Genomic DNA, 12,553 nt, shown 5'->3' with positions numbered 1-12,553 from the left:
ATTCAAATACAGAAGATATATAACAGAAGATAAAAAAACAGACGGTATAGCATGATGCGCTATACCGCCTTTTTTTTAATTGCTGCTAAGTCTCCATCAGGATTAATGTTGTCAAACTCCCGTGTAATATTCTTAAGCCAGAGGTATTTCTTGTAATGCCGGTATACGAATGGCAGCTTTACAAGTTCATCCATACTGATGATAAAGTATACCCAGCCAACCGGCAGGTTGAAAATGAATGCACATAAAAGTCCCAAAGGGACTGCAAACAGCCACATATCAATGGTATCGCAGATAAATCCAAATTTAGTATCCCCTCCGGCACAGAAGATCCCCGCGATAATAGTAGAATTGATTGACTTCCCAATAACGTAATAGGAACAGATATACAGCATCGTACTTAAGTATCCTCTTGCCAGATCAGATAAAGATGCAAAATCCAGGATAAAGGGTCTGGCGGCAAGTATAATGCCTCCGCCGATCACACCGGTAATCAGGGAAAGTTTACAAAGCCTGGCAGCATATAGTTTAGCCAGTTTTAAATCTCTTTTTCCTAACTCGATTCCAAGTAGAATTGCACCTCCGCTGCTGACACCGATGCAAAGAGAGATTGCTAGGTTTTTAACGATATTGGCAATGGAATTTGCCGCTACAGCATCACTTCCAAGATGTCCCATAATAACGGAATACATGGTGAACCCACAACCCCATACCAGCTCATTTCCTAATACAGGTGTAGAATAGTGCATAAAATCTTTAAACAGTTCCCAATTATTTTTTATAATATATTTGATTCGAATGTGAATATTATTTTCTTTGAGGGATTCTGCGATGCACCAGATTAGTTCCACTGCCCGGGAAATAGTTGTTGCAATAGCCACGCCCGCTACACCTAATTTAGGAGCGCCGAAAAGGCCAAATACAAATACTGCATTTAATAAAATATTTAAAATCATAGCAGTGGAACTGATAATAGTACTTAACAATGCCTTGCCGGTATTTTTCATAATGCAGAGATATATCTGGGAAACACTGGTAAACAGATAAGAAATTCCCACGATTCTTAAGTAAGGAATCCCCGTAGCTATCAGTTCGGGATCAGATGTAAAAATCATCATCAGCTGTCCGGTGAAAAAAATCGCTCCAACGGCAAACAGGACTGAGATGACAAGTGATAATTTAATAGAAATCCCAAGAACTTGTTCCACCACGGACTTATCACCTTTACCCCAATACTGGGCGGCAAGAATTGTTGTCCCTATGGTAAGACCTGCATAAAACAGGCTGAGGACAAATTGAACCTGGCTCGCCAGGGAGACTGCAGACAGCGCAGTCTGGCTTACAACCCCTACCATAACAACGTCCGCCGCACTCACGGCAGCGGTCATTAGATTCTGGAATGCAATCGGAAACACAAGGGCTAAGAGATTACCATAAAATCCCCCTTTTGCAGGGATCATACTTTTTAAATTTTTCATCTTACCTTAATCACTTTCCGGAGATATTTGCCCATGCTTCCTCATCGAATTCTCTATCTTTATAATAATATTTGCGGTCATTTTCCGTAATCTGTTTCATTACTCTGCAGGGATTTCCAACAGCTACTACATTAGCGGGAATATCTCTGGTAACTACACTTCCTGCTCCGATTACTACATTATCCCCAATGGTCACTCCGGGATTGATTACAACATTTCCCCCAATCCAGACATTACTGCCAATGGTTACCTTTATTCCGTATTCATACGCGGAATTTCTGGAATCAGGGTGAATCGGATGTCCAGCTGTGTAAATTGCAACATTTGGCGCTAACATTACATTATTACCTATCGTCACTTTAGCCACATCGATAATGCTGCAATTATAATTAGCAAAAAAATTGTCACCTACTTCAATATGGCTTCCATAATCACAATAAAAAGGTGGATTAATAAAAGTGCCCTCTCCGGATTTTCCAAGTATCTGTTTTACTAATTTACCAAGACCGTCAAAATCTGACCGATCCATAAAATTAAATTCCTGTAAAAGTTTTCTGGTTATTTTTTGTTCCTCAAATACCGCATCATCTGAAATATACGGCATTTCCCGATCTCTTCTTTCAATATTATCCATTCGTATATCCTCCTTACACTGTTTTGTATTATTTTTTCATATTATTTTATGCTGTTCCTTTTACGGACCTTATGGTATTATATTACTAATATTTATTTGTTTATATAGTGATAATGTCATTTTTTATAAATATATTGTCAGAAAGCTCCCGAATAGGCTCACTAGTAAAGCCAGATCAGGCATAGTGCGAAAGGAATATGTAAATGGAAACACCTATTATAAAAACGGATCACACATTGAAGCAGTTAGAAGAACATGGAACCTCTATATATCCCATTCTGATATCCACCGGTCTTACCCTTAATCTGGATATGGGTATCGTCCCCTGGCATTGGCATAATGATTTTGAATTAACCTATGTTGAATCCGGTCATTTTCATTTTTCGGTAAGTTCTGATACTTTTGAGATGGGCCCTGGAGAAGCAGTTTTTATTAACTCCAAGGTTCTGCATCAGGTAAAACCTGCCCAGAATGAAAATCCGGTTTATTACAGCTATACTTTTGCACCGGAATTTATTTCAGAAACCATGCAAAGTTTAATAGCGGCCAAATATATTATTCCGCTTATGCAAAATGGCTGTGTTCCATATCATATTTTCAATCAATCCACTTCATGGGAAATGATCTGTCTGTCACATATACACAAACTGAATCAGGCGGCAGCTTCCAATGGTTTTGAAAGAGAATTTTTAGTACAGCATTCATTACAGCAGATATTTATTGATATGATACAAAACATTCCGGGGCTTTGTACTGCATCATCTTCACCGGTAGATTCCTCCAATTACAGCATTATGAAAATCATGCTGTATATTAAAAAACATTATACGGAATCAATTACCCTGGAAGATATGGCAAATGCCGCGAATATCAGCAAGAGCAGCTGTAACAGGCTTTTCCATCGAATCCTGAATATGACACCCTTTGGCTATCTTCTGGAATTCCGGATCAATCAAAGCAAGAAATTGTTAAAACAGGAAACCCAATCTATTACAGAAATAGCGTACGCCTGTGGTTTCCATGACGCAAGCTACTACTGTAAGGCATTTCGCAAACAGAATGGAATCTCACCGGAAAAATACAGGAAAAATGACTGGACCTAGGATCTCCTGTTCTGAAATTTCCGGTATCGTATAATACCTATAAAGCAAATGATGCCCAGCAGAGAACAAAAGATGCCTGCCCCCAAGCCGGGAGTAAAATACTTCAGTTCCACTTTATGCTCACCTGCATCCAGTAAAATTCCGGAATAAATAGTATTTACTCTGTAAAGTTCTGTTTTATTGCCATTCACATAGGCGCTCCAGCCCTTGGAATAAGGGATGGTCATACATAAGAGCCTGGAGGAATCCAAATGAATAGATCCCTTGATCCGGTTAGGCGAAAATACCGTATTTTTAAGATAATCCTGTTTCAAAAGGTTTATCTGCGAAATATAATGATCCATTGGCTGGCAGTTGACAATGATATCATCAAAGGTATAGGAACCTTTACGCTGAAATGTAATCGTGATCTCTTTCAAGGGGCTGCTGCTGTAAGCAAAGTTTAAGAGATAGTTGTTTCGGCCTTCATACCAGCGGTATTCCGGAGTCAACACGGTCAGGCTTTTCGTAATATCGTTTGCTGCAGCAGTGATCTCGGCAGATGTTTCTGTACTTTTACTTTTGCTCTGAGTTTCTCCTTTATATTGGAGATTCTGGAAGATAAGGTAATTTTCAGAGTCCGGAATTCCATTAAAAACAAATGTTACCGATGCAGAAGGTTTTTTTACATAAAAGCTCCCGTTTTCATAAGTTACATTTTTAGAGGATTTTATTTTGTATGGCACTTTCAAATCGGTATATTGAACTTCCGCTTTTTTGAGATTACCGGTATCTGAATCCAGAACAGCAGCCTGAAGCATCGCCGCCTGTTTTTGTGTAGGGCTAAGCGATTCATAATCCGCTCTGGGGAGATAACTGTCATAAGTATATCCAAAGGGCAGCATATTCTGATTCTGGTATATTTGGCAGGCCGAGGTCCCGGCTTGAGGTGTTTGAAGCAATGCATAGCCGTAAAATGGATTTTCTTTTGTTGTGTTGTCGGTAACCTGATATTTCACATTTGCAAGGGAATCCAGAATAATGCGATTGTCCAATCCGCGATAGCAGTTAGTACTGCGAAAGGACCCTGATACTTCAAACAGAAATTTGCTCACATTTTCATCTGCTATACTATAATAAAAATCCATACCATTTAAGCCGTTTAGCAGGGCGGAGTTAGTACGGGAGATATTCGAAGCCTGTCCCATAAGTTCATAGCGGAAGAAATCAGGATCATTTAACTGATTTAGCGTGCTGAGCGGTTCATTCACAATGACGGAATAGGCTGCATCTCTGTTGTGGAATCTGCTTTCGTCCGGGTGTTCCGAATAAAATTGGTCAAATCCATAACATGCAATTCCTGCGGTAATCAATATGAGAATTGATAAATATGTTATTGGCTCGCGCAGATGAGGTCTGATAGACTGATTCTTATATAGAAAAGATATCAGTGGCAGAGCCAGAACTGTTAGTACCAGTAAAGTTCCAAATTTAAGAAAACTGTCCCCGGTGTTTCTTCCAATGGTATTGCAGAGTATGAGATAACAGACAGTGATGCATGTTAACAGTATGAATTTTTTCTTTGTTATATGTAAAAACTCAGGTATCATACACACCAGGATAAATGCCATCATAAAACAATATGCATAACTCCAACGGTTTATGGAATAGGAGAAAACATTAAAAATATGACCAATGTAAGGTATTAACAGAAATCCTGTCAGGATCAGGAAGCAGACTTTCAGGTTCCGGTATTTTTTTCTCTGCATTAATAAAATGACAAGCGCAGGAAAGGTTATAATGGAGCAGCCAATGAAAGTCCAGTTCCCTGCACCCTGACCTGTAAAAATACCAAACAGAAGCTTTTTGTAGTAACTATATTGATAGAACAACGGTACGGCATTGTCCATGTTGAAGCGCCTGGTAGATAATGCAGCCAGGATACCGGGCAGTAATAAGATGCCGGAGAGCAGAACACCTGAAAAGTAATAACCACTGAAGCGCCCCAGACATAATAAAAAATGGTGTCCCCTGCGTTCTTTGTAATAATCAAAAAAGCGAACCACTGCATATATGAAAATTAAAATACTTAAAACGTAGAAAAAGTAAAAATTGCTGAGTGCTGAAATAAAGACCATGATTATAAAGAGATAAGGTGTTTTATTTTGAAATATTTTTTCGATTCCTATTAACAGGAAAGGCAGGTATATCATAGAATTAGCGAAAAAAGGGTGTGTTGTGGAAGCATACAGTGCATATGCAGAAAAAGTGTAGACAAATGCTCCGCAAATAGATGAGAGCCTATCTTTTTTCATAACACGGCAGTATAATAAAAATCCCAAACCTGACAGATAGAGCCGCAGAATAATTAAAAATCCATATAAATACTCTGTTTTAGAAGCTGGAACAAGCGCCGAAAGCAGCGTAAGGGGATCTCCGATTACATAATAATTTAGAGTAGTGATTACGTCTGCACCAAATCCCAGCTTAGAATCCCATAGGGGGATAGACAGATTTCCCGTTTCAAAAAATGTTCTTAGGATTCCCCGTAAATACTTTCCATAGTAGCCAAGGGCAGAAAAATGCTGATTAAGGGCATCTCCATTAGAGACCAGAGATTTATTCTGAGAAAACAGGCAGAAAAAACATATGCCGCCGATCATTAAAAATAAAATACTGTATAATGCGTAATAGGGAATACCAAAATCATCTTTACTTTTTGTGTCGTTCTTTTTCATCGAAGATAGCATATTTATAAAACCTTTCTGATTATTGTAAACGGGATCTTTTATTAATAAAATAATACCATAATTAACCAGTGAAGTATACAGATTTTTAGACTGCGTGCCGCCAAAAAGCGCTCTGGGAAGGTTAGTATGTTTCCAGCTAGTTCAGCATAGATTTTAAAAAAAGCAGTACGGGAGAATTACATGGAGTGCCAGAAAAATGTAGCATCAGAGGAATTTGCTGATTTTATTATATCAAACAACACCTATGATTTAGACGGTGTCCTTAAGGATAATACGGGGGCATGTGCAGATTATGCGGACAGTCAGTTTTCTATCCTGTATGTTCCTATGGAAGATGCAGTCCCAATTACCACGCACAAATATAAATATTTTTCCATCCCGAAACTTTATACGCTACTAGACACATCAAGTCTGGAAGCTTCCGGTATTATTGAAACAATTAATCAGCCTGTTTTGAACCTGCGGGGGCAGGGCACCATTATAGGTTTTATTGATACGGGCATTGATTACCGGAATCCATTATTTAGGCATGTGGATGGAAGGTCCCGTATTTTAGGTATTTGGGATCAGAATCTGCCGTCTGAAAATGGAACTAATGAGCTGCCACCTGGAATACCGGGATTTACGGTAAATGATACAATTATTTATGGAACAGAATATACCAACGAACAGATTAATCTGGCACTGGCTTCGGAACAGCCTCTGTCTGTTGTTCCAAGTATAGATGAAAACGGACATGGAACTTTTATTGCAGGCATAGCAGCCGGTTCGGAATCGGAAAATTCTGATTTTATCGGAGTAGCGCCTGAATGCAATATTGCAGTTGTAAAATTGAAAGAATCTAAAAAATATTTACGTGATTTTTACTGCATTCAGGATTCTGCTGTGGCATATCAGGAAAATGATATTATGATGGGGATAAAGTATTTGGCTCTTGTATCGGCACGCTATAGAATGCCTCTGGTTATCTGTATTGGGCTTGGAACTAATCTTGGAAGCCATGAAGGATCATCACCGCTTGGGCTTCTGCTCAGGAGGACAAATCTGATCACGGGATTTGCTTCTGTGGTAGCAACCGGGAATGAAGTGGGAAGACATCATCATTTTCTTGGAAATATAACATCGAATATGGAGTACGAAGATGTTGAATTGCTTGTGGGGACGGATGAAAAAGGATTCGTAATGGAGCTTTGGGCATCCACTCCTGAACTTTATACCGTAGGATTTGTATCACCCGGAGGACAGGTCATTCAAAGGCTGCCGCTAGATTCAGAAAATGATACTCTGGTTACCTTCACATTAGAAAATACACAGATTTCCGTTCATTATGGAATTTCGGAGCAAGGATCCGGGAGCCAGTTTATTATGATGCGTTTTGTGTCGCCGACTCATGGGATATGGAGGATTCGGGTATATAATTCTCTTTATATTACAGGCAGTTATCATATGTGGCTTCCAATAACTGGGTTTATTACAGAACATACAGTTTTTTTGAATCCTGATCCATTTACCACAATTACCGAGCCGGGAAATACGTACAGCAGCATAACGGTAGGTGCTTATAATCACAGGGACGGCAGCCTTTATATTCATACAGGTTATGGATTTAACAGGGTTAACTTTTTGAAACCAAATCTGGTGGCTCCCGGGGTGGACGTATATGGTCCGGGGATTTCCGGTGTCCTGTCAGAGTCTGGAATTCCCATGACATATCAGTCGGGTAGCTCAATTGCGGCAGCCCATGTGGCAGGTGCAGCTGCAGTTTTGATGTCGTGGGGAATTGTGCAGGGACATAATCTCAGTATGAATTCTGCTTCCATCAAGACTTATCTGTTACGGGGAGCCGATCGGAATCCGGCTTATATTTATCCCAACAGAGAGTGGGGAATGGGAGTGTTGAATTTATACCAGTCAATACTCAGGCTGAGGGAATGATTGGAAACAGTTAGCGATAGGATATTTAATGGAATTATGATACAATGGACAAAACAACAGATAAATATAGGTAAAAGGAGTAGGAATGCGTTTAAAAGCCAAAGACATTGCAAAAGCACTGAAAGTATCCCCGGCAACGGTTTCCCTGGCATTAAATGACCGGCCGGGTGTAAATGAGGAAACCAAAAAGAAAATACTGGAATATGCAGACCGGATGCAGATGCTGTATAAAGAAGAAAGACTGAGTGCATGCGCGGTGGATAAAGGGATGGTGCTGATGCTTAATTACGTCAAACATGGGGTGATTCTTGAACGCAGCACCAGTAAAAGCGGAGAAATTTTTATGGAGGAGCTGGAGCGTGTTGTCAATCGGAACGGATATCAGTTTCTGCACATGACTTTTCATGAAAAAAAAGAAAATCTGGAAAACCTGATAAAGAAATGTAAGGATAAAAATGTCAGGGGAATATATATTATGGCTGCTGAAATGCTGCAGAGTGATATTTATCCATTTCTCCAAATGAAGATTCCCATTGTTGTGGGGGATAATTTGTTCTATGACCAGGGATTGGACAGCTATCTGGTAGACAACCGGGAGGGAATCCGACGGGGTGTGGATTATCTGGTTGATAAAGGGCACAGCCATATTGTTTATTTAGCGGAGAATATCGATATTTTTAATTTTGTAGAACGGCGGGAAGCATTTATCCTGGAGATGGCAAAGCGGGAATGCGGGGATGCGTGCAACCGGATCAGGCACCTGGGGAATACAGTTGCTGAGGTTTATGAGTCCATGGTCAAATATCTGGATGAAGGAATCTTTCGTACTACGGCTTTTATTTTGGAGAGTTCGGTGATTTCACTGGGAGTCAGCAAAGCACTTCTGGAGAGGCAGATCCGGATTCCAAGGGATGTTTCCCTGGTGGGATTCGATGCACTGCCTCCGGTTAGTCTTCTCGGAATTAATCTGACGCTTATAAAAGGAACGCATACAAAGCGCCATCTGGCGGCAGTCAAGCACCTGCTGCGTCATATGGAAGAAGCGGAAGAAGAGACTGTCAGAATCTATTATAAAACCAGAATTCTGGAAGGGGACAGTGTTTTCGATAAAACTAAGTATATTTATTCCTAAAGTCTGTTTGATAATTCAATTCTGCAAAGTAATTCCGCCACGCCCCATCTTTACGTACACTCCCCCGGCTACAAAGCATCCCTTTCTCAACGAAACCTCTATTTAATGTTTTATAATTACTTTCTAACAATGCTGTACGGTATATTATAGCAACAACATGCTTTTAAAGAAAATTTAAAAGCATGTTGTTTTTTTACAAATTTTTTAAAATATCTGTTCGTTTTTGGGAGAAAATTAGCATATAGATAGAAAAATCCAGAGGGGATTGTATGTGGAATTGAGAAATGCTAAAATTCAGACAAATAAGATTTGAGCATTTTAAAACATGCTCTGGCGCGCATCTTAAAGAAACAATTCATGCAGTTGATTTTAGGAGGAGAGATCATGGCAAAGAAAAATTATGATGATTTGTCAAAAAAGATAGAGACCTTTGTAGGCGGGTCTGAAAATGTAATTTCTTTATTTCATTGTGCAACGCGTCTTCGTTTTAAAGTGAAGGATGGCAGCAGGGTAGATAAAAAAAGACTGGGTCAGCTGGAAGGCGTCATTAAGGTCATTGACAGCGGCGGGCAGATACAGGTTGTAATCGGAAACCAGGTTGCAGATGTATACGAGGCAATTCTGAAAAATACGAAAATTAAGGCACAGGATGAAGCGGAAGAAGTGGAGAACAGGGGAAAGAAAAACATTCTGAATCTGTTCATGGAAACGGTCTCCGGAATCTTTGCACCGATTCTGGCAGCTATGTGCGGAGCAGGTATGCTAAAGGGAATCCTGATCTTGTGTACTACACTGGGCTGGCTGACGGCAGATATGGGAACTTACCGCATTTTGTATGCAGCCGCAGATGGAGTATTTACATTTTTACCTGTATTTCTGGCGTTTACTGCTGCTAAGAAATTTCACGCAGACCAATATGTATCCGTAGGTATTGCGGCAGCACTGGTATATCCGGATATTACGGCGGCTTATTCTGCAGGAGAGGCCCTGACTTTTATGAATATACCTGTGGTATTGGTAAGTTATACTTCTTCCGTTATTCCAATTATCATTTCTATTTATGTATTATCTAAATTAGAAAAGGGACTGAAACATATTCTCCCTGAAATTTGTAAACGGTTTATGACACCCTTACTCAGCCTGGTTATTATGGTACCAACCACGTATCTGGTAATTGGCCCGGTTGCGGATTTTGCAGGGAATCTCCTGGCATCTGGTTATACAGGCATGGTTGGCTTCAGTCCGATCATTGCAGGATTTGTGCTGGGGCTGCTATGGCCCGCAGTGGTTATGTTTGGACTCCATTGGGGATTTGCTCCAATTGTATTTAATAATATAGCAGAATATGGACGGGATACTTTATTTACCATAACAGGACCGAATAATATGGCACAGGCAGGTGCAACTTTAGGTGTATTTTTAAAGACAAAGAATAAAGAGTTAAAATCGCTTTCCGGATCTGCAGCATTATCAGCTGTACTTGCCGGTGTTACAGAGCCGGCAATTTACGGTATAACATTAAAATATAAAAAACCATTTTTTATTGGAGCCGTATTTTCCGGAATTGCAGGAGCAATTGTGGCAGCTAGCGGAGCAGGAGCCCCCACGCTGTTATCCACCAGTATTCTGACACTGCCGGGATATATTGGCAAAGGCTTTGCTGGATTTTGTATCGCTTGCGCCATCGCATATTTTGGTTCTGCGATTGTAACGTATTTATTTGGATTCCAGGACAATATGATACTGGAGCCGGACAAAAATTCTATAGCGGAAGACGCAGGGACAGTTATCAGCGGCAAGCAGGAAGCAGAGATTAAATCCCCTGTAAATGGAAAAGTTATTCTGCTCTCCGAAGTTAAAGACGAAGCTTTCGCAGCTGAAGCACTCGGGAAAGGGATTGCAATTGTTCCTCTTGACGGTAAAATCTGTGCACCATGTGATGGTGTGGTAAGCGCTTTGTTCCCTACCGGACATGCTGTAGGCATTACATCAGCAGAAGGGGCAGAAGTCCTGATTCATGTGGGAATGGACACCGTGAAATTAAATGGAGCAGGATTTACCGTACATGTTTCTGAGGGGCAGAGGATAAAAGCCGGAGATCTCCTGATGGAAGCCGACCTGGAAGTGATTATGAGAGCCGGATATGATACCACTACTCCAGTCATTATCACTAATACAGAGGAATATTCAGAAGTAAAATCAGCCGGTGAAGGAATGGTAAAAGCAGGAGATCCTGTAATCATGTTGAAAATGCGGGGGAATGAAATTGAGTAGGGTAAAGATTCATCAGAATGGAAGTAATTTTATATTGAATGGCAAGCCGTTCTTTTACCTGGGCGATACGATCTGGAGTGCTTTTACCAACGTAAGCCTGGAAGAATGGGAGTATTACCTGAGCATTAGAAAGGCACAGGGCTTTACCGTGCTTCAGATCAATACCCTGCCTCAGTGGGACCGCTGTATATCGGATATCGGTTTGTATCCGTTTCCAACCAAAGACGGACATAAATTTGACTTTTCAAAGTGGAATCAGGATTATTATGAACGGGCAAAAAAGATGTGCCGCATGGCGGTGGATCAGGGATTCCAGCTTGCCCTGGTCGTACTGTGGCTGAATTATGTACCTGGTACATGGGGAAGCAGAATGCTGGATATGAATGTAATGCCAGCAGAATTTGTGGAAGACTATACCAAAAAAGTGATTTCAGAATTTGATGATTTTGAACCTATTTATGTAGTAAGCGGGGATACGGATTTTGATACCCCGGAGGCAAAAGCATATTATGGAACAGCCCTGAAGATCCTCTGTGAAAACAGCCCGGATTCCCTGAAAACCATGCATATCAAAAGGGGATATGATGTGATACCGGAAGAATTTCTGGATAAGATTGACTTTTATATGTTTCAGTCCGGTCATAATGCCAGGGAGCAGCAGATGGCCTATGTGCTTCCGGAACGTTTCCGGGAAAAATATCCGAAGAAACCTATGATAAATGCAGAACCCTGTTATGAACAGATGGGATTTAGCAGGCAGGAATACGGGCGGTTTGAGGCAGTGGATATCCGAAAAGCAGCATGGAGCAGCGTTTTATCAGGTGCCTGTGCAGGAGTAACTTACGGGGCCCATGGTATCTGGAACTGGCAGAAGGTAAACTGCCCGAAAAATCCGGTTCTGGGTGAAGGTTTTGATGAACCGCTGCCCTGGCAGGAAGCTATTAAATTTCCTGGGGCATGGGATTACGGATTTATCCGGTTTAAACTGGAGGAGTATGGGATACAGGAGCTGATTCCGCAAAATACCTGCCTGGAAAATCCTTCATCGGACATCCGTATGGCGGCAGCAGAAGATTGCTATCTGATTTATCTGCCTTATAATACAAAAGTGGTTCTCGGAATGGAACTCAGAGGTTACAGAGCAAAAGCTTTAGATCTGGAAACCAGATATGTGGCGTGCGCGGAGATGAATATAATGGATGGCAGCACTGTCATATCCATGCATCCGTTCCATAAAGATGTATTGCTGATACTGGAAAAGAAATAGC

Annotated in this window: 8 protein-coding genes; 5 read left to right on the top strand and 3 right to left on the bottom strand. The window is 40.7% G+C overall.

The annotated features are described in order from the left end of the window. Positions 1-59: 59 nt before the first annotated feature. The gene (locus QR40_RS12215; RefSeq protein ID WP_044288922.1) at positions 60-1,478 is read right to left on the bottom strand and encodes an MATE family efflux transporter; all 1,419 of its coding nucleotides are present in this window, start codon (positions 1,476-1,478) and stop codon (positions 60-62) included. Between the two features lie 10 nt (positions 1,479-1,488). After that, complete coding sequence (locus tag QR40_RS12210; RefSeq protein ID WP_027292735.1) at positions 1,489-2,112, bottom strand: sugar O-acetyltransferase; 624 nt, start codon at positions 2,110-2,112, stop codon at positions 1,489-1,491. A 203-nt stretch (positions 2,113-2,315) separates the two neighbouring features. On the opposite strand from QR40_RS12210, the gene QR40_RS12205 reads away from it, so the two are divergent. Continuing rightward, on the top strand, positions 2,316-3,215 hold the full coding sequence (locus QR40_RS12205) for an AraC family transcriptional regulator (RefSeq protein ID WP_027292736.1): 900 nt from the start codon (positions 2,316-2,318) through the stop codon (positions 3,213-3,215). Here the strand turns inward: QR40_RS12205 and QR40_RS12200 are convergent. Beyond that, the gene (locus QR40_RS12200) at positions 3,212-5,932 is read right to left on the bottom strand and encodes a YfhO family protein (protein WP_044295205.1); all 2,721 of its coding nucleotides are present in this window, start codon (positions 5,930-5,932) and stop codon (positions 3,212-3,214) included. The genes QR40_RS12205 and QR40_RS12200 overlap by 4 nt on opposite strands. Positions 5,933-6,124: 192 nt before the next feature. On the opposite strand from QR40_RS12200, the gene QR40_RS12195 reads away from it, so the two are divergent. From QR40_RS12195 to QR40_RS12180, 4 genes are all read left to right on the top strand, one after another. After that, positions 6,125-7,879 carry a S8 family peptidase gene (locus QR40_RS12195; protein ID WP_044295204.1) on the top strand — a complete coding sequence of 585 codons (1,755 nt, stop codon included), beginning with the start codon at positions 6,125-6,127 and terminating at the stop codon, positions 7,877-7,879. 85 nt (positions 7,880-7,964) lie between these two features. Beyond that, complete coding sequence (locus QR40_RS12190; protein ID WP_044295203.1) at positions 7,965-9,011, top strand: LacI family DNA-binding transcriptional regulator; 1,047 nt, start codon at positions 7,965-7,967, stop codon at positions 9,009-9,011. A 384-nt stretch (positions 9,012-9,395) separates the two neighbouring features. After that, complete coding sequence (locus tag QR40_RS12185) at positions 9,396-11,285, top strand: beta-glucoside-specific PTS transporter subunit IIABC (RefSeq protein ID WP_052430820.1); 1,890 nt, start codon at positions 9,396-9,398, stop codon at positions 11,283-11,285. Further along, on the top strand, positions 11,272-12,552 hold the full coding sequence (locus QR40_RS12180; RefSeq protein ID WP_242858507.1) for a glycoside hydrolase family 140 protein: 1,281 nt from the start codon (positions 11,272-11,274) through the stop codon (positions 12,550-12,552). Before QR40_RS12185 ends, QR40_RS12180 begins: the two co-directional genes overlap by 14 nt. The last annotated feature ends 1 nt before the right edge of the window (position 12,553 follow it).

Source organism: Robinsoniella peoriensis, from assembly GCF_000797495.1.
Taxonomy (GTDB): domain Bacteria; phylum Bacillota; class Clostridia; order Lachnospirales; family Lachnospiraceae; genus Robinsoniella; species Robinsoniella peoriensis.
This window is presented reverse-complemented; position numbering and strand designations above follow the sequence as displayed.

Coding starts and splice junctions, on each gene's coding strand:
- QR40_RS12215 (WP_044288922.1), bottom strand. CDS start 1,478: ATGAAAAATTTAAAAAGTATGATCCCTGCAAAAGGGGGATTTTATGGT.
- QR40_RS12210 (WP_027292735.1), bottom strand. CDS start 2,112: ATGGATAATATTGAAAGAAGAGATCGGGAAATGCCGTATATTTCAGAT.
- QR40_RS12205 (WP_027292736.1), top strand. CDS start 2,316: ATGGAAACACCTATTATAAAAACGGATCACACATTGAAGCAGTTAGAA.
- QR40_RS12200 (WP_044295205.1), bottom strand. CDS start 5,932: ATGAAAAAGAACGACACAAAAAGTAAAGATGATTTTGGTATTCCCTAT.
- QR40_RS12195 (WP_044295204.1), top strand. CDS start 6,125: ATGGAGTGCCAGAAAAATGTAGCATCAGAGGAATTTGCTGATTTTATT.
- QR40_RS12190 (WP_044295203.1), top strand. CDS start 7,965: ATGCGTTTAAAAGCCAAAGACATTGCAAAAGCACTGAAAGTATCCCCG.
- QR40_RS12185 (WP_052430820.1), top strand. CDS start 9,396: ATGGCAAAGAAAAATTATGATGATTTGTCAAAAAAGATAGAGACCTTT.
- QR40_RS12180 (WP_242858507.1), top strand. CDS start 11,272: ATGAAATTGAGTAGGGTAAAGATTCATCAGAATGGAAGTAATTTTATA.